12 protein-coding genes and 1 pseudogene are annotated in these 22,927 nt (G+C 67.1%); 4 read left to right on the top strand and 9 right to left on the bottom strand.

The genetic code is table 11. From position 1 onward, the window contains the following. Positions 1-265: 265 nt before the first annotated feature. Complete coding sequence (locus tag AC3RCC_RS07305) at positions 266-892, top strand: GNAT family N-acetyltransferase (protein WP_291649184.1); 627 nt, start codon at positions 266-268, stop codon at positions 890-892. A 259-nt stretch (positions 893-1,151) separates the two neighbouring features. Here AC3RCC_RS07305 and AC3RCC_RS07300 read toward each other — a convergent pair whose 3' ends face one another. The 8 genes from AC3RCC_RS07300 to AC3RCC_RS07265 all read right to left on the bottom strand — a co-directional run bounded on the left by AC3RCC_RS07300 (position 1,152) and on the right by AC3RCC_RS07265 (position 9,000). Continuing rightward, positions 1,152-2,927: a CopD family protein gene (locus AC3RCC_RS07300; RefSeq protein WP_492258024.1), complete on the bottom strand. Its 1,776-nt coding sequence runs from the start codon at positions 2,925-2,927 to the stop codon at positions 1,152-1,154. A 1-nt stretch (position 2,928) separates the two neighbouring features. Further along, entirely contained in the window at positions 2,929-3,282 is a 354-nt protein-coding gene (copC, locus tag AC3RCC_RS07295) for a copper homeostasis periplasmic binding protein CopC (protein WP_291634457.1), read from the bottom strand. A gap of 37 nt (positions 3,283-3,319) precedes the next feature. Then, positions 3,320-4,126 (bottom strand): ABC transporter ATP-binding protein, encoded by an 807-nt coding sequence (locus AC3RCC_RS07290; protein ID WP_492258023.1) that lies wholly within the window; start codon positions 4,124-4,126, stop codon positions 3,320-3,322. After that, entirely contained in the window at positions 4,120-5,139 is a 1,020-nt protein-coding gene (locus tag AC3RCC_RS07285) for an ABC transporter permease (protein WP_291649179.1), read from the bottom strand. Before AC3RCC_RS07285 ends, AC3RCC_RS07290 begins: the two co-directional genes overlap by 7 nt. Further along, a complete protein-coding gene (locus AC3RCC_RS07280) occupies positions 5,126-6,145 on the bottom strand; it encodes an ABC transporter substrate-binding protein (protein ID WP_291649177.1) in 1,020 nt (339 codons plus the stop codon). Before AC3RCC_RS07280 ends, AC3RCC_RS07285 begins: the two co-directional genes overlap by 14 nt. 49 nt (positions 6,146-6,194) lie before the next feature. Then, positions 6,195-6,731, bottom strand: coding sequence for an OsmC family protein (locus AC3RCC_RS07275; RefSeq protein ID WP_291634450.1), 537 nt, complete (start codon positions 6,729-6,731; stop codon positions 6,195-6,197). Positions 6,732-7,200: 469 nt separating this feature from the next. Further along, positions 7,201-8,205 carry a PLP-dependent cysteine synthase family protein gene (locus AC3RCC_RS07270; RefSeq protein ID WP_492258022.1) on the bottom strand — a complete coding sequence of 335 codons (1,005 nt, stop codon included), beginning with the start codon at positions 8,203-8,205 and terminating at the stop codon, positions 7,201-7,203. A gap of 453 nt (positions 8,206-8,658) precedes the next feature. Next, positions 8,659-9,000 carry a hypothetical protein gene (locus AC3RCC_RS07265; protein WP_291634446.1) on the bottom strand — a complete coding sequence of 114 codons (342 nt, stop codon included), beginning with the start codon at positions 8,998-9,000 and terminating at the stop codon, positions 8,659-8,661. A gap of 589 nt (positions 9,001-9,589) precedes the next feature. Here AC3RCC_RS07265 and AC3RCC_RS07260 point away from each other — a divergent pair. Further along, positions 9,590-9,874, top strand: a pseudogene (locus AC3RCC_RS07260) (aldolase/citrate lyase family protein); the annotation flags it as partial. A gap of 105 nt (positions 9,875-9,979) precedes the next feature. Continuing rightward, on the top strand, positions 9,980-11,491 hold the full coding sequence (locus tag AC3RCC_RS07255; RefSeq protein WP_492258021.1) for a TolC family protein: 1,512 nt from the start codon (positions 9,980-9,982) through the stop codon (positions 11,489-11,491). An 11-nt stretch (positions 11,492-11,502) separates the two neighbouring features. On the opposite strand, the gene AC3RCC_RS07250 is transcribed toward AC3RCC_RS07255, so the two are convergent. Then, on the bottom strand, positions 11,503-18,144 hold the full coding sequence (locus tag AC3RCC_RS07250; protein ID WP_492258020.1) for a type I polyketide synthase: 6,642 nt from the start codon (positions 18,142-18,144) through the stop codon (positions 11,503-11,505). 169 nt (positions 18,145-18,313) lie between these two features. Here AC3RCC_RS07250 and AC3RCC_RS07245 point away from each other — a divergent pair, with 169 nt between their 5' ends. Beyond that, positions 18,314-22,927, top strand: coding sequence for a MupA/Atu3671 family FMN-dependent luciferase-like monooxygenase (locus AC3RCC_RS07245; RefSeq protein WP_492258019.1), 4,614 nt, complete (start codon positions 18,314-18,316; stop codon positions 22,925-22,927).

Below are 22,927 nucleotides of genomic sequence, written 5' to 3'. Positions count from 1 at the left end.
TATACTTCGCACACAAATCCAATATTCGGTAGGCGAAAAAGCTTATTCGATCATTTAATTTGACCTAGAGACGGAAGAATTATCTTATTAAAAATAGCCAAACGGCTTAACGAAACCGATTTTCTGCATCTTGAAGACTTGACCGGACTGCTCCAGCCGATACGTCAGGTCGGAAGCCGAGTGCCATGTCGACATTGCCTCCTGCATCTGCCGTTGCCCCGGACGGGCGGGTCCCATCGAACGGCCGGGTCGGGAGGCTGCTTCCATGAGCGACGTCATCCTCAGATCGTCGCATCATTGCGAGGCGGCGCGGCCGCTCGTCGAAGGGCTCATCCTCGAATATGACGGCCGCTATGGCGCGAACAGCCGGCCCGGCGGGGCGCGCTCGGAGCTGTTCCGCTATCCGGCCGAAGCCTTTTCGCCACCGCTAGGCGACTTCATCCTGCTGCAGCGGTCCGGCCGAACCATCGCCGGCGGCGCCTTCATGAGCCATGACGACGAGACGGCCGAATTCAAGCGCATCTGGACGGATGACGGATTTCGCCGTCAGGGGCTGGCAGAGCGCATCGTCGCCGAATTGGAAGCGCGGGCCGCCGCACAGGGCTACAGGCGGGCCTATCTCACGACGGGCTTCCGCCAGCCCGAGGCGACGGCGCTCTATATCAAGCTGGGCTATCGGCCGCTATTCGACGTGACCGCCGATCCGGCGCTCTACCGCTCGCTGCCATTCGAAAAGCGCATCGGCGCCGAGACCGGGCAATCCGGGACCTCGCCGATCTACGAACCGGCCGCATCCCTCGAAGCTGCGACGGCGCGCGTCACCGCGCTGAAGCATCAGCAGGAAGCCCTGATCCTGGCGCGGCTGGCCGCCCATGGCGTCCTTGCCGCCTGAGCACCGATCGAAAGGGCGACATGCGCCGGAGCGAGCCAGTTGTTCCTAGCTTGGCTTCGACCGGCCGAGAGCATTTCCGTTCGGGCCGCTCAGCGCGGACCGGCGGCTTCGTGGCGACTGCAGACCCAGGCGGGCCGGCCGCTAGCGCGGGATGCCCGTTGCAGGCGGCCAAGCCTTGCCGGATCGCTTCAAGCCTTGCAGGTCAGCCCTCATCGCCAGCACCTCCCCCCGATCACCGGCGGCGAAGCCCGAGAGGCGATCAGTGATGTCGCGCCGCGCCGTCAAGGGGGCGCTCGCGGATGAGCGCGAGCTCCGATGCGACGCTGTCTTGCGAAGCATCGCCGTCCGTACCGAAGGCGCGCCGCAGCCAGCCATTGGCGTCGACGAGGATTTGCGCCGGCGGCACGGAACCGCCCGCCAGCTCGGCCAAAGCCGCCGCCAACGGCTCGGCATCCTCGATAGCGCAACGCTCGCCAAGGCCATCGACCTGGACCCGTGCGCTCGCGCCATGTTCATCGCGCCCTGTCCAGATCCGCAGCGGCCTGCCATTTCCGGGCGCGACGATAGCACCGTCGGCACAGCGCGCGACGAAGCCCGGCATGCGCACGGCACCGGACCAGCGCATCTCGTCAGGGGAGAAGATGCGCGCACCCGCACGCAGCCGGATGAAATCGACCAGGGACCAGATCGCCGCGTCGTCGAGCCCTGCCGCCGGCGGCATCGCGCCGATGCCGTGCCTGATCGACCAGAACAATTCGCCGCCCGGCCGCCCTGCGATCAGGGGCGCGGAGAGATCCGGCGGCCAGACGGACTGGGCGATCGCAAGGGCTCCGCGGCCACGCGCATCCCCACCATGGCAGCTCGCGCAGCCGCTCTGGAACAAGTCCCGACCGTTCGCGATCGAGCGCGCGCCATAGCCGGTCGGGGATGGCTGGAAGCTCGTCGGCACCGCAGCCACGACATAGGGGCGCCAGGGCGGAAGCTGGACGAAAGCCAGGCTGACGGCTCCGGCGAGGAAGGCCGGCCAACGCAGCCTGCGAACTGCCATGGCCAGGGCGAAGAGAGCAATGGCAATGGCAACCGGGCTCAGCAGGCGGCGGAGCCCGTCACGCAGATAGGCATCCTCCCAGAACGCCGGAACCGGCCTCAGGGCGAAAGGCCAGGCCGGCGGCACGTGGATCGCGGGCGGTTCGCTGGCGAGCGCGGCCGCGACTGCCACGATCGCCAGACCCAGCCCGGTCTCCGTGGCGATCGACAGGGCAAGGCTCCGCACCGAGCCGCCGGTCTCGGCCGAGGGCACGAAGCGGAAGCGGTTTGCGAGCGCCAGCAAGAGGAGCCCGCCGAAGATGGCGAGCTTCGCGAGCGCAAGCTTGCCATAATCGGTTCCGAGCAGCGCCGGCAGCCCACCGACCAGCGTCTGCACCTGAAGGACGGAGGTCGCGGCGAGCACGACGACGCAGCCGAAGCCGAGCGGCGTGAACCGCCGGGCGATCGCGGGGGCTTGCGCCGGCAGACGAAGACAGACGGCCAGGAGCGGCGGCAAGGCTCCCAACCAAAGGCCGGCCGCCAGGACATGCAGGCCGAGAGCGACCGCCGTCCAGAGATCGACCGCGGCGCCATGTCCCAGCTGACCTTGCAGCAAGGCCGCAGCCGCCAACAGGATCAGCCCCGCCGCCCGCATAGACTCCTTGCCGCGCAGAAGCAGGACCGCCAGCAAGAGAAGGCCGGCACGCAGCAGCAGAGCCTCGCCGAAACGGGTCCCCGCCACCACTGCGCCCGCCTCGATGCTGCCCAGCGGCCGGCCCAGCATGGCGCTGCCCTGCAACCAGAACCAGACCGCGCCGCTGGCGAGCGCCAGGATGACAAGCAGGCGGCTGCAGGCGGCGAACCCGCACAGAAGCTCCCGGCCTTCCGGCGTGCCGGCGAGCAGGCGATGCGACAGGAGACGAAAGGCCTCGATGCCGAGCCCTGACAACAGGGCGAGCAGGTGGAGCAAGCGGACAGCCGGCAGAGCCGGCCCGATCAACGCATCCACATCAGGGCCTGACGTTGAAGCGATACTGCCCGGTGACGCGGTGGGTGTCGACCGAAGTCGCAGCCCATTCAACGCTGTAAGCGCCAGCCGAAACCGGCTTCAGCCGAACCTTCAGAGCCTTGCGGTCTCCGGGCACGGCCTCGACCGGCGCCAGGCTGACGGTCGCGCCGCGCGCATCCTTGACGGTGATGCTGCTCAGCTTGACCTCCAGTTCCTCCGTGAAGCCGAGAATGATCTCGCCCGGAGGAGCCACCGTCGCACCGTCGGCGGGAGATGCGGTCTTGAGATGAGCATGCGCGAAAGCCTGCGAAGCAACGAGGGCGAAGGCAAGCGCCAGCCCGAAACGGCGAGACATGGAGATCATCCTGTGAGGAGAGAAGGAAGGGTTTTGCTCACCAGCTCGCATCGAGACCGAGATGGGCGAGCGCCTGTCCGCGCAGTTCCGCCAGGCGCGGGTCGCCGCGATGGCGCGGATAGGGCAGGTCGTTGACGATCTCGGCCTTGATCCGGGCCGGGCGCTCGCTCAGCACGATGACACGCTGGGCGAGGAACAGCGCCTCCTCGACATCGTGGGTAACGAGAAGGGTGGTGAAGCCGCGCTGGCGCCAGAGCTCGGCGAGCTCGGCCTGCATGGCGATCCGGGTCAGCGAATCCAGCTTGCCGAGCGGCTCGTCGAGGATGAGCACGCTGGGATCGTTGACGAGGGCGCGGGCCAGCGCCGCGCGCTGGGCCATGCCGCCGGACAGCTGGCGCGGGAAGGCTCGCTCGAAACCGGCGAGGCCGACGGTCTTGAGCGCCTCGTCGACACGGCCGTTCTGGCTGCCCAGCAGGCCCCGCGCCTCGAGCCCAAGCGCGACATTCTTCCAGACCGTGCGCCAAGGATAGAGCGTGGGATCCTGGAAGACGACGACGCGGGACGGATCGGGCGCGGTGATCTCTTCGCCCGCCGCCGCGATCCGGCCCTGCGAGGGCTGTTCGAGACCGGCGACCAGCCTGAGCAGGGTCGACTTGCCGCAACCGCTCGGCCCGAGCAGAGCGACGAACTCGCCGGCCTTGATGTCGAGATCGATGTCGTCGAGGACCGGTAGCGGGCGGCCGTCGAGATCGAAAGCATACGAGACCCCGGCGATCGTGAGCTCGGCGCCGCTGGACGCGGGCGCGCCGGGCTGCGGCGAGAGGGCGAACTGGGCCGCTACCATTTCACCACATCCTTCTGCCAGCCGAGGAGGCGGTCGCGCAGCGTGAAGAGCAGCGTGATCAGGCTCGAGAAGATCAGCGCCATCACGATCAGCGCGCCGTACATGTTGGAATAGGCGGCCCAGCCCTGTGCCCATTGCAGATAATAGCCCAGGCCTGACTTGACCCCCATCATCTCGGCCGCGACGAGCACCGAGAACGAGGCGCCGAGCCCCATGAACAACCCGACGAAGACATGCGGCAGCGCAGCAGGGATCGCGACCTTGAAGATCAGGAAGGCGCGACCTGCACCCAGCGTCCGGGCGACGTCGTAATAGGCCTTGTCGACGCTGGCGACGCCGGACCAGGTCAGCACCGTGACCGGGAACCATGTGGCGAGCGCGATCAGGAAGATCGCCGCCGAGAAACTCGACGGGAAGAAGAAGAACGCCATCGGCAGCAGTGCGGTCGAGGGGATCGGGCCGAGGAAGCGCAGCACCGGATGGACCCAGTAGCCGAGCCCCCGCGACCAGCCGATCGCGACGCCGGTGACGAAGCCGGAGACCGTCCCGAACAGAAAGCCGAGCGCCAGGAGGCGCAGCGAATGCAGCACGCTTTCGCCCAGCCGTGGCCAATCCTCGGCATAGACCTCGACCAGCGAGGATGGCGGGGCGAAGAAGGGCACGGGCAGCAGGCCGAGCTTGGCCGTCAGCAGATCCCAGACCCCGACGAGGAGCGCGAGGACGACGAGCCAGGGCGCCGCCCGGCCAAGGCGCTGGCCCAGCGGAGGCCAGAGCGCGCCCACGACCGTCGCCAAAGCCAGGGCGACGGCCCAGCCGACGAAGCCGGCGTTGGTTTCGGCGACATAGAGAGGGTCGGCAAAGCCGACCTTCCTGTTCGCGAGCAGGGTGACGGAGGCCGCGACCGCGGTCCACGCCGCCGTGGCCAGCGCGCCCCGCGCCAGGACCGAGCCATCGACCTGCAGGCGCGGCTGGGCGAAGGCCGATACGGCGCCGGTCTGTTCAAACGGGGACATGGGGCACGATCTTCTGCGCGAAGGCCTTGGCGTCGGTGTTCTTGCGGATCACGTTGACGAGCTTGAGCTGCTCGGTGAACAGCGCGACGTCGTCGCGCAGGGCCGCGCCGGTGGAATGGTGGTCATGGGTATGGCTGCGCAGGATCGCGGCCACCGTCTCGGGCGTGACCTTGGCCGGGACGAAGGGCGCGAAGATCTCGGCCGTCTTGTCGGGGTTGGCGGCAGTCCAGGCCTGCGCCTCGACGATCGCACGGGAGATAGCGCCGGCGACCTCAGGCTGGTCGCGGATCAGGGCGCCGCGCAGACCCAGCACGCAGCACGTGGATTTCGCGTACTCGCCTTCGAGATTGGTGGCGAGCTCGACGAGCTTGTCGCGCTCGCGGATCAGGTAGAGATGCGGATCGTCGCCGGCCAGTGCCTGGACCTCGCCCTTCTTCAGCGCCTCGCCGAACAGGTCCTGCGGATACTGTACCCAGCTGACGTCCTTTTCGGGGTCGAGTCCGATCTGGGCCAGCCGGATGGCGAAGAAGTTGCGCACCGGGCTCGCCGGGTCGGTGACGGCGACCGCCTTGCCCTTGAGGTCCTTGAGGCTGCGGATATTGGCGGCCTCCGGCACCAGCAGGCGCATGCAGCCGCCATGCGTGCCGACCGTGAGGCCGACATCGAAACCCTGCTCCAGCGGTTTCAGCCAGCGTAGCGCCATACCGATGCCGCCATCGGCATGGCCGGTCGCGATCGCCTGCAGCAGGGCGTCGGTCGGGCCGCTGAAATTCACCGGTTCCACCGCGAGATTGTACTTCTCGAACAACCCCTGCTTCAGCGCGACCGAGATCGGCGACTGGCAGACGGCGGTCTGGCCCCAGGCGAGCTTGATCGTCTGGCGCTGCTTCAGCGGCGTGACCTGGGCGAAGGCGTGGTGCCCGGCCAGTCCGGCGAGCGGCGCGGCAGCCAGCGCGGCGGCGCCGCGCAGCAGGGTACGGCGGGAGGGGAAGCTGGTCTGGGTCATGGTCGCTCCTTGCCGCTCCGGTCGCGGCGGCATGCTGGGTCGGGAAAGGTCAGGCCGCGGCGCGGCTGGCGGGAATGCGCTCGACGGTGCCGCGTACAGCGACGCCCTGCCGAAGCAGGTTGAGGATCGGGCAGAAGCGCTCGACGGCGGCGTGGAGGGCAGCGAGCTCGGTCACATCCGTCGTCAGCCTCACCGTGTAGGACAGATCGTGCGGATAGATCGGCGTGGTCTCGTGGCCGGGCGCTCCGGCACGCGGATCGAGCTGACCGAGAACCTCGACCGAAACATCCTCCAGCGCGATCTGCAGGTCGGCGGCCTGGATGAGATAGGTGTGGGTCAAGCAGCTCGACAGCGCGCCGAGCAGCAGCTCCGGCGAGCTCGGCCCGAGATCGTAGCCGGCGAAATCGGGCAGGCTGTCGCTGATCACCTGGAAGTCACGGATGCGGATACGCCGGACGCCGCTGCGCCCTTCTGCCTGGGCTCGCGCCTGCAGGCGCAGCGGGTGCGCGCCTTCCGAGCGGGCATGAGCCCTGCGCCGCAGCACGGCGTCGCGCTTCTGGGCGAGATATTCCTTGAGATCGGACATGGAAGCGGCCTGTCTGGACTGGATGGACGCGCGGGTTCGATTGCGCAGCCGCGCTTGCGGCCCGCATGGGACTGCGCCGATCCAGGGCTGTGACTGAATCGAAGGGAGTGCAGGATCGCGGCCCGAGCCGCTCCTGGCGACGGCTCAGAAGGTCAGGGCCTTCGATGGAAGACCGAGCCCATGGCCGATTTTGCTGTACTGAACGTCATGGACATTCGCGCCTCCAAAATAAAAGGAGCCCACGAGACATCGTGGTGCTTTTAGCGTTGTTGACGCGGCGCAAGCTGCTCCAGCAAATCCCGCGGCGAAGACGTTCGAGGCATCAACGCATTCAGGATTGTTGCTTGGATTATTATTTATTGCAACGAAACAAAACATGCGTTTTTCGTCAGATGAGGCGAGGATTTGTTTCTAAGCGACCGGAACGCGAGACGATTGGTCGCTGCACGGCGATGGCCCTGCTTCTCGGCTACGCAGGAGCGTCCGAAAAGGGCGCTCGCGCTGACTTCTCGGCAAGAGCGGGGCCGAGCTTTGGCGGGCTGAGATAGCGCTCGCCACTGTCTGCGACGATGGCGACGATGGTCTTGCCGGCGTTCTCGGGCCGCCGCGCGAGCGCAGAGGCGGCGAACAGCACCGCGCCGGACGAGGTTCCGGCCAGGATACCTTCCCGCTGCGCCAGAATCCGGACGAACTCCCGCGCCTGCGCCGTCTCCGTCACGATCACCTCGTCGACGACGGATGCGTCGAAATTCTCCGGCAAGTAGCCGGGTTCGACATCCGTGACCTTGTGAACGCCCTCGATGGCGTCCGGATAAGGTGTTTCGAGCGAGGGCACGGAGGCCGGTCCGGGCTCGACGACGACGACCTTCACCTCGGGATTGTGCGCCTTCAGGAAGCGCCCCGTGCCGGAGATCGTGCCTCCGGTTCCGACCGCTGCCACGAAAATGTCGATCTCGCCTTCCGTCCCGCGCCAGATCTCGGGGCCGGTCGTTTCGAAATGGATACGCGGATTGGCAGGGTTCGCCCGTTGATTGGTGTAGTAGGCATTCGGGTTCTCGCGACGGACCCGGTCGATGATCGCGTGAATGGCGCCCGGTTCGAGGAAGACGCTGTTGTCGATCAGAACGATCTCGGCGCCATAATGCTGGAGCAGCTTGAGCTTGTCGTCGCTGATCGTGTTGCGCAGATAGAACTTCGAGGGATAGCCGCGCGCGGCTGCCAGCGCAGCGAGCCCGATCCCCGTATTCCCGCTGGTGAGGTCGACGATACGCTGGCCCGCCTTCAGCTGGCCGCTTTCCTCGGCGTCGCGAATGAGGCCCCAGGCCGTCCGGTCCTTGATGCTGCCGGCAGGATTCAGATACTCGATCTTGGCAAGGATCCGCGCGCCGAGCTTAAGTCCCTCGGCGAAGCGGTTGAGTTCGAGCAGCGGCGTATCGCCGACCAGCGCCGCGAAATGATCGTGTCCAGATGCCATGATACGCTCTCGATAAGATTTGAGGCAGCTATGACTGCACTCTGACTTCGGCAGGCCGTCGTCATCGATATTCGTACCTGGATCGAATGCTTGATCAATAGCATCGGGAGAATAAGTATATTTATTCAAAATCCCGCACTGTCAGCACTTACTATGCTCGACGCAGGTCTGCTCGGAGATGAAATTATTCCAACTGGGAAACGGCGGCGGGTATCGGCTGACGAGTCCGGAGGGCGTCCGGGCGAGATGCTTTACCGCGCCCCTGAGGCCCGAGACGGAGGACGAGTCGCCTCCCAGCCCACCGGCGGAGCCCGGAGAGCAACCGTATGCACACCTTAGGTGTTTGGAGAATATTGGCGTAGCCGAGGTCCAGGCCGTCCGCGTCGGGAGCGGAGCGCGCTCATGAACCTGCGCGCAAAGAAAAGAGCGACGGTTGCCCGTCGCTCTCCAACATCACCACCGCGGAGGCGGACGATACCCCGAACGGGGACCATAATAGCCCGGACCGCGACCATAACCCGGACGCGGGCCATAACCGTACCCGGGGCCGTATCCGTAGCGCGGCGGCGGCCCGTAACCACGATTATACCCTGGGCCACCGCGACCATAGCGCTGCTGCCGATTGGCCTGATCCATCATGTAGAGCCGGCGCCGCTTGGCCTCGGTCATGCTGTACGCGGCCGCGGTGCCGTCCAGCCGTTGCGCCAGACTCTGAGGAATGGCCTCGGAAGCCTGAATGGGGGTGATAAAGGCAGCGCCGACCGTAAAGGCCGCCAGCGCGAAAAGTTTATGCATGATTTCTCCTTCTCTCCCGGCATTGGACGCCGGCACAGGTCAACGGGAGGTGAACAAGACCGTCGGTCAATGTTCATCGGGATGGAGGGAGGCATCGGGAAGCCCCGGCCCCACCGGCGCGGACCGGTCGCGTAGGCTCGCGATAGTCCGGACACAGTTTCTTGAGCGCGCGAGACGATCGCTATAGCCCTACGCGCAGTCCTGCCACCAAACAGCTCACGAGCAGAAACCCGTAAAACATGGTCAGGACCATGTAAATCCATCCGATGAGAATGGCGATACCTTCTGTCATTGTCATCTCTCGGTTTGGAAAGATGATTTGACGCAAAATTTTGAATTACAGACATGGCTTCTGCTGGCCACGAATTCAGCCCATCGGCAATGAGATAGACCTCACAATCACCGTCGGCCCAAAGCAAGTAGCAGGCATACGCGATGGAGCGCACGACACAAACGGCGACCATGCAAGAAGAAATGAGAGAAATACTGGCCCACCGGGCACTTATAACGCAGGCACCTATCGCGGAAACGAGGATAAGGACCACACCGTCGACAGCTTCAGCGACTATACGCCCGAAGGGGGGCGTAGGTATCTGGTCTGACACGGGCAACACGCTTCGGCCGGGTTGCCGGATATGCCAGGAAAGCCGCTGAGCAACTCTGCCTGCTCGTGCAGGCCGAGACCGGCGAAGCTCTGGAGCGGCGCGAGGAGATCGCCTCGTTCGAGAGTGTTGACGGCGGTTTCATCGGGCCAGCGCATCTCGCCGCCAGTCTCGGACATGTCGGCGACCCCCGACATCCGACCGTCGTTGCCGCGGTAGCGGACGTGATCCGCCGCACCCGAGCCACCGGGAAGCCGGCGGGCAACCTGACAACGCTCCTCGTGTGGTGCTGACGGGCATGTGGAGCGGTCTCCCCCGCACTGACCGCATTAGGAGTTTGTTTACCCAGAATCTTTACCTGTTCTTAGCCATGACGGGTGGTCGGCCAGTGGCTGGCGTCGATTGCAGATATCGGGCACCGGCCGGCGAGTAGCGACACGATGGGACAAGCCAAGAAAATCGTGGCCTTTGTTGCGCTCGCAGTCGCAGCGTCCGCTTTGGCGGGCTGCGCGAGCAACGGTCTCCAAGGCGCTTCCACATCGCCCGAGTGCCTACCGCGCGAGAACGACGAGACCACCGCCTCCGACTGCACGCTTGCTGTACCGAACACCACTTCAACCGTCGCGGCCTTGTCGCTGCCGCCATCGCTACGCGCCGGCTCCGCGCTCGACGTCGTCGCCAAGAGCCCGGAAGTCCTGGCAGCTGAAGCCCGGCACAGCGCTGCCGCCGAGGAGATCGACATCGCGCGCGCCGCCAAGCTGCCGACCGCCGGCATTCAGGCGAGCTATGGTGCCGGGAGCGAGTATAGTTCCAGCTATGCGGGGTATTCCGGCCAGCGCTCGGGGAACGTCTATTCCTACGCGCTGGGCGTCGAGATCCCGCTCTATCAGGGCGGTCGGACCGATGCGGCCATCGCCGCCGCGCGCGCCGATTACAGGGCCTCGGGCGAAGCGGCCACGGACAGGCGCGTCGCGACCGGCTACGAGCTGGCGATCGCCCTGCTGCGCATCCAGCAGCAGCGCGAGTTGATTGCCGCACTCGACCGGCAGCGCAGCGCGCTTGGCAAGCTCCATGACAATGTGCAGGTCGAACTCACCGCCGGCAGCGCCAGCCGCGTCGATCTCGACGATATCGGCCGCCAGGTCGCCCGCATCGCCGTGTACCGCGAAAGCGCGCAGCTCGCCATTGCCGACGCCGAACGGACCACGAAGCGCCTCGGTGCCCCTGCCAATGCGAAGCCGCCCCGTATCGCGCAGCTGAAGCTCGGCGAGAGCAAGCAGGCCCTGATCGACCTGGCACTGCAGAACAACCCCCGCATCCGCGAGCGCGGCGCCAGGGTCGACGCCGCTAAGGCCCGGATCGACCAGGCGAAGGGTGAATTGCTGCCCACGGTCTCGGTCGGCATGCGGGCCGTCGGCGAAAAGACCGAGCTGGCGGTTGCCGACAAGATCCATGGCGGCAGGGCGGAACTGCGTCTCTCCATGCCCTTCGACCTGAGCGGCGTGCACTCGGCGACGATCCGGCGCCGGTCGGACGAGAAGCTCGCCGCTCAGTTCGACCGCGAAGCGGCCCTGGACGGGGTCTCCGCGGCGGTGAACTCGGCCTTCGAGCGCCGGGCGCGCGCGCGCCGAATGCACACGCTCGCCCAGGCCGAACGGCGCAGCGCGGTGGCGATGCTCGAGGGTGTGCGCGCCGAAAGGAAGGTCGGCGAGCGCTCGACCTTCGACGAAATCCGCGCGATCGAGAACCTCACCAGTGCCGAGACGAGCATGAACCTCGCCAAATACGAGCTGCAGGCGGCCGAATACACCCTGGCGGCGGAGACCGGCCTGATCGAGCGGCTGATGGCGCCGCCGGCGTCGCTGGCGATCGCCCAGGCGGAAAAGTAGCGCCTTTCCTCCTATTCCGCCGCATCGCGCAGCAGAACCCGGCCCATATCCGCCTCCGCCAACGCCGAACGCATCCGGCTCGAAAGCACGCGGACGAAAGGCTCGAGCACCATGCTGTCATGGTCGCCCGCAACTTCCTGAACCTGCAGTTCGGCGACATAGGGCGTCCAGCCATTGTCCTCAATGGCCTCGTTGCGTCCTTCCTGAAGGCGGCGCCCGCCGCTGAGGCGATAGACGATATTCAGCTTCGGCCGCAGCAGGAGCACAAATCCGTCATAGGCAAGCAGGCGGTAGCGGGTGAGAGCCGCGCGAAAGGCCGCTTCGATCCGGATATTGTGGAACTGGGCTCCCATCGCCTCATTGCCGGCCGCCTCGCGCTTACGGCTTTGTTCCTCCCGCCATCTGACGCGCTCGCGGATCCAGTTGCCCAGGAATGAAAAACCATGGCGGCGCAGATCCTGCAGCTTCATCAGGATCCTGTCCTGGATAGCGAGCGGTGCCTGGAACGGCAGCGGGGTATCGAGCATGACGAGCAGTGAGACCTCCTCGCCCGCCGCCCGCAACTGGCGCGCCATCTCGTAAGCGGCAAGGCCGCCACCGGAAAAGCCCCCCAGCAGATAGGGACCATGCGGCTGCACCGTGCGGACCTCAGCAAGATAGTCCCGCGCCGCGTCCTCGAAGGTTTCGTGCGGCTCCTGGTCGCCATAGAGTCCGCGTGCCTGCAGACCATAGACCGGGCGGTCCGCTCCCAGATGCATGGCGAGCTGGCGCAGGTTCAGCACATTACCGAACATGCCCGCGCACAGGAAGAGCGGCGTCCCCGCCCCATTGCCGCCCGCGCTCATCGTCACAAGATGAAGGCGTGTCCCAGCTGGCTCCGGGACCTTCGCCGCGACCGGTCCGTCGCCGGCGTCAGGACAATGTTCCGCGATCAGCGCAGCGCAGGCGGCGATGGTCGGCGCCTCGAACAGCACGGAAATCGGCAGGTCGAGTGCGAACTCCTGCTTGATCATCCTGAACAGCCGGACCGCGATCAGCGAATGGCCACCGATATCAAAGAAGCTGTCTTCGACGCCAATCTTCTCGACGCCGAGCAGTTCGGCCCAGAACCGGGCCAGCGTCCGCTCGATTTCGTTGCGCGGCTCGACATAGTCGCTGTCGAGCTCAGGGCGCTCGAAATGCTCGCCCGAGGCAGCAGAGGCACGCGGCGGCTGAGAAGCACGGCGGCGCAGCGCCTCCAGCTCCATCGAGGAAATCACGGGCTGCGGCTCGCCGGTAGCCAGCGCGCGGCGCATGGCCTCGAAGCCCTCCTGCGGCAGGATGCCCTGGCTGACCTGCGCGGCAAGCTGCAGGGCCGCCGGCCGGGCCGCTGCACGCTGCTGCGCCCGCACCCCCGCTTCCGGACGCGCCCGCGCCGCGAGCAGGCCGAGATCGTCATCCAGGCGCTTCATCACGAAGCGCTCGATCTCGATCAGCACCCGTCCTTCCGGATCGGTGATCGTCACGTCGAAACAGGCATAGCCCTGGCCGAGCCCGGCATCGTCGCGGCGGCGGGCCCGGCTCCTGATCCCGGCCGGCAGGGAGGCAGTCAGCAGCGCGATCCGGCCATAGGACATCGGCGCCCAGAGCACGCCGGAAGCGGCATAGTCCGGGGCAATCTGCATCGCAAAACCGGTCGCGATGTCGAGCAGCGCCGGATGGATCAGCACCGTTTCCAGGTCGGCGCGATAGGCCTCCGGCAGGCTCAGCGTCGCGAAGGCCTCGCTTTCGGCAAAGGCGGTCGCGCGCAGCACCTGCCAGCGCGGCCCGAAACGCAAATGGCCGGCCTGGACCGAGCGCAGGGCCTGCATATCGTTGGCCTGCTCGACGCGTGTGCACCTGGCGGCCGTCCCCTCCAGATCGGCGATCACGACCGCCGCTGCGGGAAGCGTGCGAAGGCTGGCCTCGGCATAGGTCGCAAAGCCGGCTTCGTCCTCCCCGGCCCGGCCGGCCCTGACCTCCAGCCGATAGCCTTCCGCCTCGGGCGCGAGCCTGACGCACAACGAGAACCGCTCGCCATCCGGCACCGTCAGCGGGCGCATGAACACGAGATCCTGGATGGCGACAGCCCCCTCGATCCCGTATTCCCGCAGCGCCTGGGCGATGATCTCGACATAGCCGGTACCCGGCAGAACCGCCTCGCCCGAGAGCATGCGATGCTCGTCCAGCAGCCAATGCGTGGCGGCGGCGAGTTCGGTCTCGAGCCAGGAGACGCCGTCGATATCCTCTACCCAATGCGTGAAGAAAGGCCCCTTCGCCGGAACCGACGCCACGATCTCGGCCGGTCCGGCGGCCTGGGCCGCGGTCGCGCGCGCCGCCAGGCCGACCTCGTTCCAGACGCCCCAATGAATCGCGACGGTCCTGCGCCCCGCCATGCCGGCCCGGCTTTCGGCATAGGCGTTGAGATAGGCATTGGCCGCGACATAATCGGCCTGACCGGCCGGGGCTGTGTCGGTGCTGGTCGAGGAGAACAGCACGAACAGCTCGAGCGGCACGTCGCGCAACAATTGGTCGAGTACGATGGTGCCGTGCAGCTTCGGCGCCAGGACGGCCTCGGCCCGCTCCAGGGTCTTCACCTGCATCAACTCGTCATCGACGAGCCCGGCCGTGTGGAGCACCCCGTTGAGCGCGCCGAACCTCTCGACCGTCTCCGCCAGGGCGCCCGCCATCTCCTCGGGATTGCCGACATCGGCGCTCCGGTAGGCGATCCGGCCGCCCTCGGCCTCGACCGCGGCGATCAGCTCGATCACCCGCCGCATCCGGTCGTGCCGGGGTCGGCAGCGGATATGGAGCGGCCATTCCGCCCGTGGCGGCAGGGCCGAACGGCCGACCAGCATCAGCCTCGCACCGAAGCGCGCGTGCAGTTCGCGCGCCATCACCAATGCGAGATCGCCCGAGCCGCCGGTGATCAGATAGACACCGCCCTGCCGGAACCCCTCCCGCCCGTCCGCCACCGGCGGCAGCGCCAGCCCGTCATAGGCGCGCGTCCAGCGCCGCCCAGCGCGATAGGCCACGATCTCGGAACCGGCACCGGCGAAGAGATCCTCGCGAAGCTGCATCCGCAGCCCCTCCCAGGCATCCGCCGCGCCGCTCGTGCCGCGCAGCCTTTGGCCGCGGCCCGTCGGCGCGCGCTCCGGCAATTGCAGGTCGATCTGGCGCACCGTGACGCCCGGCATTTCCTTCGGGATCATCAGGCAGGGGCCAAGCACCGTCGCCTTTTCCGGATAGGGCAACGGCTCGTCGCCGACACGCTGCATGCCGTTGGTGACGACAGTGATCTGGAGCCCTTCGGCGAAGCCGGCATCGCCGAGCGCCTGGGCCAGATGGAACAGGCTCTGGAAGCCGCGTTCCTGGTTGCGGTTGAGGAAGCTCGAGCCGGGACGATGGGCCTCGTCGGCGGTCACCAGCCAGAGATGCAGAATCCTGCCGGGCAGCGGCCCATCGGCCGCAAGCCCGGAGAGCAGCGCATCATAGCCCGCCCGGCCATCTTCCGGGCACAGGCTGTACTCGTCGGCCGCGTGCCGGGCGAAAGCGTCACCGCCCCGAACGGTGCACACGCCATGCCCGGCCGCACGCAATTGCGCCACGAGCGGACCGCCGAGCCCGGCATCGTCCAGAAAGACCAGAAACGAGGCCGGCGCCTTGTCGACACCGAGCAGGAAATCGGCGCTGGATTGCCGCCAAGTCGGCCGATAGCCCCAATCGGCGAGGTCCGGCAGCTTGCGCAAAACCTCTTCCTCGGGCTCGCCCACCGAAGCCGTGATGCTCCGCTCGATGAAGTGACGCTGGCGCTGGAACGGATAGGTCGGCAGCGAGACCCGCCGCGCGCCTCCGCCCTCCCAGAGCCGGCCGAGCGGCAGGTCGAACCCGGTCGCCCAGGCCCGGCCCAGCGCCGCAAGCAGGTGGCCGCGGTCATCCGCCTCCTCCTCGGCATGCGGCAGGCTGTTGATCACCTGGTTAGCGTCGATCCCGGGCTGCATCTTGACCAGCGAGGACAGGACCCGCCCCGGCCCGACCTCGATGAAGACATGGCCGGGCTCCGCCGCCAAGAGCGCCACGCCCTTGCCGAACTCGACGGTCGAGCGCAGATGGCGCACCCAGTAAAGCGGATCGCGCGCTTGCGCCTCCGTCAGCCAGAGGCCGGTCAGGTTCGAGACGATCGGGATTGCCGGCGCATTCAGCGCGATGCCGCGCAGGAAGCTCTCGAAGCGCCCGAGGATCGGCTCCAGCATGCGCGAATGCGCCGCGATATCGATCGGAATGCGCGAGGCTTCGATGCCCTTCTCGCGCAGCACCGCCTGGAACGCCTCCAGATCGTGATTGCGGCCGGAGACGACGCAGAGTTCGGGCGCATTGACCGAGGCGAGATCGAGATCGGCGGGGAGCTGCGCCGCCAGCGCCGCGGCCGAAAGCGGCACGCTCAGCATGCCGCCGGCCTCGACCGTATCGAACAGCTCGCCGCGCAGGCGCACCAGATTGATCGCATCGCGCAGGCTCATCACGCCGGCGATGCAGGCGGCCGCGTTCTCGCCCATGGAATGGCCGATCAGCGCGACCGGCGAGACGCCCTGCCGGAGCCAATGGCGCGCGACGGCGACCTCGACGGCAAGGATCGCCGGAAGCTGCAGTGAAGGCCGCAGGAAGGCAGCGGCGGCCTGAGCCGCATCCGTCCCGAAATCCAGCCAGACGCGCCGGATCTCGGCCGCCGCCTCCGGCTTCAGCGCCGAGAGCGCCTCATCGATATCGGTGCGGAACCGTGCATCTTCGCGATAGAGCTGCCGAGCCATGCCGGGATGCTGCGCCCCGCCCCCCGGAAACAGGAAGACCGCGCCTCGAACCGCCTCGATGGCGGTGTGGCTGAAGGCCCGCCTGCTCTGGGGATCGCGCAGCAGCGCCACCGCCTCGGCGCGCCCCCGGGCGGCCAGCACGCGACGATGCTCGAAATGCTTGCGTCCGGCATGCAGGGTCAGCGCCGCGTCCGCCAACAAGATCTCGGGGCTGCGCTCAAGTTCGTCGCCAAGCTGCAGCATCGCCTGATCGAGCAGCTTGCGATTCCTGGCCGAGAGCAGGAAGAGCTGCGGCTCGGCGCCTTCCGTGGCCTCCTGGCCCTGCCGCTGGGCCTGCCGCTGAGCGAACGGCGCCTGTTCGATGATGACATGTGCATTGGTCCCGCCGACGCCGAGCGAATTAACCGCAGCTCGGCGCGGCCCTTCGCTACGCGGCCAGGCCGTCAGCCGGTCGTTGACGATGAACGGGCTGCGCGCGAAATCGATCGCCGGGTTCGGCTTCTCGAAGCCGAGGCTCGCGGGAATCTCGCCATGCTTCACCGCGAGCGCCGCCTTGATCAGGCTGACCACGCCGGCGGCGGTGTCGAGATGGCCGATATTCGATTTGACCGAACCGATCCGGCAGAAGCCCGTCCGCTCCGAGCTTTGTCTGAAGGCCTGGGTCAGGGCTTCGATCTCGATCGGGTCGCCGAGAAAGGTGCCGGTTCCGTGGCATTCGACATAGGCGATGGAATCGGCGGAAACGCCGGCCAGGCCCTGTGCCTCAATGATCGCCTCGGCCTGGCCGGTAACGCTCGGCGCCAGATAGGTCGCCTTGCTGGCGCCGTCATTGTTGACCGCCGAGCCCTTGATCACGGCATGGATGACGTCGCCATCCGCAATCGCGTCGGAGAGTCGGCGCAAGGCGACGACACCAACCCCGCTGCCGAACACCGTGCCGCCGGCCCGGTGGTCGAAGGCGCGGCAATGCCCGTCCGGCGCCAGGATCTCGCCCTCCTGATGGAGATAGCCGCGCCGATGCGGCAGCTCGATCGTCACGCCGCCGGCGAGCGCCATCTCACATTCGCCGGAGAGCAGGCTCTGGCAGGCGAGATGCACGGCGACGAGCGAGGTCGAGCAGGCCGTCTGCACATTGATGCTGGGGCCGTGCAGGTCGAAGGCGAAGGAGGCGCGGGTGGCGAGGAAATCCTTGTCGTTGCCGGTATGCCTGAGCAGGAACATGCCGACCTGATCGACGAGCTGCCGGTTGCTGCACAGGTTGAAATAGAAATAGGAGCCCATGCCACAGCCGGCGAAGACACCGACCGGCCCGGAGTCGGAATCCGGCACGCGCCCGGCGTCCTCCATCGCCTCCCAGGCGCATTCGAGGAACTGCCGATGCTGCGGATCCATGATCGCCGCCTCCCTCGGCCCGAGGCCGAAGAAATCCGCGTCGAACATCTCCATGTCCGGCAGTTCGGCAGTGCGCCGCACATAGTTGGGAGCATGTATCCGCGACGGCGCCTCGCCGCCCGCCAAGAGTTCCTCTTCCGAGACATCGCGGATCGACTCGACGCCCTCGCGCAGGTTCGACCAGAACTCGCGGGTATTGCGCGCCCCTGGAACGCGCAGCGCCATGCCGACAATGGCGATGTCGTTCGGGGAGCTCTGGTCGCTGGAATCGAGCATTGATCTCGCCTTGGCGTAGAGACAGAACATCCGCGCGGCGGAGCCGCTCGCGTCGATAGCCGCCCGACCGGGCGCGTCTTCTCTGCTCGGCCCGCCCGATGGCGTCGAACCCGCCACGTAACATCGAAAATTGAAAAGGTCGTTAAATCGAACGACCATAACATTTGGGTAACCACCCTGATCCTGCCTGAAAGGCACAACGTCATCGACGAGTTTAACCAGAGATTTGGGACTCTATGGCAATCCGGCGCCATGACATTATCGTCGACTCATATCATCTGACACTCAAGATCAGAGACGGCGGAACTCCGGAGGCTGGGACAGGCATATGGTTAAACACCGTTTCAACAACGTCCTGATCGGCAATGAGCTGCTTCTTGTACAGTGCGCCGAGATTCTGCGCCGAAACGATCAGCATATCGCGCAGATCGTCTCGGAGAACCCCGCCATCCGCTCCTATGCGGACCAGCACGGCATAAGGACAGCGCCCTGGGGCGAGAAACTCGAGGAGACGCTGGCGGGCGTCGAATACGACTGGCTGTTCAGCATCGCCAATCTGCGGATCATCCCGGACGCCGTCTGGCGCAAGGCCAAGGCCGGAGCGGCGAATTTCCATGACGGCCCGCTACCGCGCTATGCGGGCCTGAACGCTCCCGCCTGGGCGATCCTCGAAGGACAGACCCGCCACGGTGTCACCTGGCACGCCATCGCCTCCCGTGTCGACGAGGGCCTGATCTACGAACAGCAGCTCTTCGAGATCGAACCGGGCGAGACCGCGCTGACGCTGAACAGCCGCTGTTTCGAGGCGGGCATCGCGACCTTTACGACCCTCTGGGACAGGATCGAAAGCGACACCCTGACCGGCTGGCCGCAGCAGCTTGGCGAGCGCAGCTATTATGGCCGGTACCAGCGCCCGGATCTCGCCGGCACCCTGCGCTTCGAACGAGCGGCCGTGGAGCTCGACCGCCTGGTCAGGGCCCTCGATTTCGGCGACGGCTATGCCAATCCGCTGCTCACGCCGAAACTCCTCGGCCCCGATGGCGCCTACACCGTCACTTCGCTGGCGATCGCTCCTGATGCTGGCCGGGGCGATCCTGGAACCGTGCTCTCTGTCTCCGGTGACGACGTCACCGTGGCGACAAGGACCGATCCCGTGGTGATCCGGGCCCGGCGCAGCAGCGACGGTGCCGCGCTTGCGGCCCAGCTCGCAGCCGGCATGGTTTTGCCGGCGCCAGACAGCCTCGACGCCGGCCGGTTGAACGCCGAAGCCGCCCGGGCCGCCCGGAACGAGGCCTCGATCCGGGCCGGCCTCGCCGCTGCGCGTGATGCCGATCTCATCGACGTCAAGCCCTGGACGCCGGCGCTTCGGCCCGACATCGCGTCGTTGCCGCTTGCCTTGCCGGAAGAGCTTTCGCCCGATGACAAATTCGCCGCCTTCGCCGCCACCATCCTGCGGCTGACCGGCCAGGACGAGGTTTCCATTGCTTGGGCGAATGGGCAAAGCCTTGCGCTCTCCCGACAGTTCCCCGGCTATTTCGCCGACAGCCTTCCGCTCGACTGCCAGGCGCCGGCCGGCATCTCCGTCGCGGATTTCAGAGAGCGCAGTGCCAGCACCCTTGCCGCCAGCCGCGAACGGGGCAGCTATCTCCTCGATCTGCCGCAGCGCTTCCCCGGCCTGGCGATCCCGCACCTGACGGCGGGCTTCGTCGAGGGCGAAGGCGGCACCGACGCCGATCTGCCGACCAGTTGCGCGCTGGCGCTGGTCGCGGCCGCCGCAGGCGACAGGCTCGTCTACGATCGGACGCGGATCGCGGACAGCGCTGCCGAACAGCTCGCCCGTCGCCTGAGCGTCCTGGCGCCCGCTCTCCTTCGCGGCTCCGGCACGTTCGCCGGGCTGCCGCTGATGAGCGAGGAGGAGACCCTGCTCGTCCTGCGCGACTGGAACGCCACCGCCCTTCCTTATGACGATGCCTGCATGCATGTGCTGTTCGAGCGCCAGGCCGATCTGACGCCCGACGCTCCGGCGGTCGTCGATGGCAGCCGCAGCCTGAGCTATCGCGAACTCGACGAACGCGCCAATCGCGCCGCCCACGCGCTACGGGCGCAAGGTATCGGCCCCGATGTCATGGTCGGCCTGCATCTGACGCGCTCGGTCGACCTTGCCGTCGGCGCGCTCGCCATCCTCAAGGCGGGCGGCGCCTATGTGCCGCTAGACCCGCTGTTTCCGTCCGACCGTCTTGCCCTGATGGTCGAGGATTCCGCTGCCCCCGTGGTGCTGACCGAGCGTGCCCTGAGCGGCTCGCTCGCGGTGCCGGGCGCCAGGCTTCTCTGCCTCGAGGATCTGGTCGAGGCCAGCGGCAGGGCCGACCGCCCGGCGAACACGGCCTCGCCGGAGAATCTCGCCTATGTGATCTACACCTCCGGCTCCACCGGTCGGCCGAAGGGAGTGATGCTCGAGCATCGCAATGTCGCGAACTTCTTCGCCGGCATGGACGAGCGCATTCCCCTGCCTGCGCAGGGCCAGCCGGTCTGGCTCGCCGTCACCAGCATCTCCTTCGATATCTCGGTGCTGGAACTGTTCTGGACGCTGGCGCGCGGCTTCAAGGTCGTGATCCACGTCGGCGAGACTCAGGAGGCCAGCGTCCGGCGCGGCATGTCGGCATCCGGCAAGGCACTGGATTTCGGCCTGTTCTACTGGGGCAATGACGACGGCGCCGGCCCGGCGAAATACCGGCTGCTGCTGGAGGGCGCCAAATTCGCCGATGCGCATGGCTTCCAGGCGATCTGGACCCCGGAGCGGCATTTCCACGCCTTTGGCGGCCCCTATCCGAACCCCTCCGTCACCGGGGCGGCCGTCGCCGCCGTGACGCGCAACCTGTCGATCCGGGCCGGAAGCTGCGTGCTGCCGCTACATCATCCGGCCCGCGTCGCCGAGGAATGGGCGGTCATCGACAACATCAGCAATGGCCGGGTCGGTCTCGCCTTCGCCTCGGGCTGGATGCCGGAGGATTTCATCCTGCGGCCGGAGAATGCGCCGCCGCACAACAAGGCGAGCATGCTCCGCGACATCGAGGTGGTGCGCCGGCTCTGGCGCGGCGAAAAGGTCGAGTTCGACTTCGGCAGCGGCAAGATCGGCGTCCTGACCCAGCCGCGCCCCGTCCAGGCGGAACTGCCGATCTGGGTGACGACCGCCGGCAATCCCGAGACCTATCGCGATGCCGCCCGGCTCGGCGCCAATGTGCTGACCCATCTGCTCGGCCAATCGATCGAGGAACTCGCCGGCAAGATCGCCCTCTACCGCCGCACCCTGGCCGAGGAGGGGCGCGACCCCGCCGCCTACAAGGTCACGCTGATGTTGCACACGCTGGTCGGCGCGGACCGCGACGAGGTCCGCGAACTGGCGCGCGAGCCGATGAAGGACTACCTGCGCAGCGCCACCGCGCTGATCAAGCAATATGCCTGGGCCTTCCCCGCCTTCAAGAAGCCCCAGGGCATCCCCAATCCCGAGGCGATCGATCTGCAGGGGCTTGATGCCTCCGAGCTCGATACGATCCTCGATTTCGCCTTCCAGCGCTATTTCGACGATAGCGGCCTGTTCGGAACGGTCGAAGACGCGCTGCACCGGATCGACCAGATCGCCGCGATCGGCGTCGACGAAGTCGCCTGCCTGATCGATTTCGGCGTGTCGGGCGAGACCGTGCTTTCCCATCTCGAGCCGCTGGCGCAGGTCGTGGCCCGCTCGCGCGAGGTGCTGCCGGCCGCTGCCGCGGCGCCATCCGGCTTCGCGGCGGAGGTCGCCTCGCACGCCGTCACGCATCTGCAATGCACGCCCTCCATGGCGCGGATGTTCCTGTTCGACGATGCCAGCCGTCATGCGCTCGGCAAGTTGCGCCATCTCTTCATCGGCGGCGAGGCGCTGCCCACCTCGCTGGTCGCCGAACTGCAACGGGTGACATCGGCCAGCATCGAGAACATGTACGGCCCGACCGAGACGACCATCTGGTCGTCGACCGCGACCATCGCGGCCGGTGACGGCGTAGCGCCGCTCGGCCGGCCGATCGCCAACACGCAGCTCTATGTGCTCGATCAAGCCGGACACCCGGTGCCTCCAGGCGTGCCGGGGGAACTCTATATCGGCGGCGACGGCGTGGCGCGCGGCTATCACAACCGCCCCGACCTGACCGCCGAGCGCTTCCTGCCCAATCCGTTCGCCCCGGGCCGCTTCTACCGCACCGGCGACCTCGCCCGCCATACGGCGGATGGCACGTTGCATTTCCTCGGCCGCAGCGACCATCAGGTCAAGGTCCGCGGCTATCGCATCGAGCTCGGCGAGATCGAGGCCCGGATCGCGAGCTTCCCGGGCGTCGCCGAGGTCGTCGTCATGGCCCGCGAGGACCGGGCCGACGATGTCCGCCTCGTCGCCTATCTGCGCCTCTCCGGCGCAGCGCTGGACGAGGCCGGCTTGCGGACGGATCTCGCCAGGCACCTGCCGGACTACATGGTGCCGGCGCATTTCGTGACGCTCGGCAGCTTTCCGCTGACCCCGAACGCCAAGATCGACCGCAAGGCCCTGCCTGCCCCCGACAAGCAGCCGCAACGCAGCGCCGCCGCCTATGTCGCCCCGGCTGAGGGCATCCAGCGCGAGATCGCCGAGACCTTCCGGCGTATTCTCGGCGTCGAACGGGTCGGGCTTTCCGACAGCTTCTTCGCGCTCGGCGGCCACTCCCTGCTGGCGGTGCAGGCACATCAGGAGCTGAAATCACGGGTCGCCCCCGAACTGACCGTCACCGACCTGTTCCGCTTCCCGACTGTCGCGGCACTCGCTGCGCATCTCCAGGATCGTGGCAAGGCGGATGAGCGGCTGAGCAAGGTCGCGGACCGCGCCGCGATGCGCCGTGCCGCCCTCGGCGACCGCCGGGCGGCGCTGATGCGGGAGCGCTGA

Source organism: Allobosea sp. GW823-FHT01F03, assembly GCF_058798075.1.
Note: the sequence above shows the minus strand (reverse complement) of the source record. Positions and strands in the feature narration are given on the sequence as shown.

Bases quoted from the DNA above. Each gene is read 5' to 3' on its own strand.
- AC3RCC_RS07270 (WP_492258022.1), bottom strand. From the start codon at position 8,205: ATGGCATCTGGACACGATCATTTCGCGGCGCTGGTCGGCGATACGCCG.
- copC (WP_291634457.1), bottom strand. From the start codon at position 3,282: ATGTCTCGCCGTTTCGGGCTGGCGCTTGCCTTCGCCCTCGTTGCTTCG.
- AC3RCC_RS07250 (WP_492258020.1), bottom strand. From the start codon at position 18,144: ATGGTCGTTCGATTTAACGACCTTTTCAATTTTCGATGTTACGTGGCG.
- AC3RCC_RS07290 (WP_492258023.1), bottom strand. From the start codon at position 4,126: ATGGTAGCGGCCCAGTTCGCCCTCTCGCCGCAGCCCGGCGCGCCCGCG.
- AC3RCC_RS07305 (WP_291649184.1), top strand. From the start codon at position 266: ATGAGCGACGTCATCCTCAGATCGTCGCATCATTGCGAGGCGGCGCGG.
- AC3RCC_RS07245 (WP_492258019.1), top strand. From the start codon at position 18,314: ATGGTTAAACACCGTTTCAACAACGTCCTGATCGGCAATGAGCTGCTT.
- AC3RCC_RS07285 (WP_291649179.1), bottom strand. From the start codon at position 5,139: ATGTCCCCGTTTGAACAGACCGGCGCCGTATCGGCCTTCGCCCAGCCG.
- AC3RCC_RS07280 (WP_291649177.1), bottom strand. From the start codon at position 6,145: ATGACCCAGACCAGCTTCCCCTCCCGCCGTACCCTGCTGCGCGGCGCC.
- AC3RCC_RS07275 (WP_291634450.1), bottom strand. From the start codon at position 6,731: ATGTCCGATCTCAAGGAATATCTCGCCCAGAAGCGCGACGCCGTGCTG.
- AC3RCC_RS07265 (WP_291634446.1), bottom strand. From the start codon at position 9,000: ATGCATAAACTTTTCGCGCTGGCGGCCTTTACGGTCGGCGCTGCCTTT.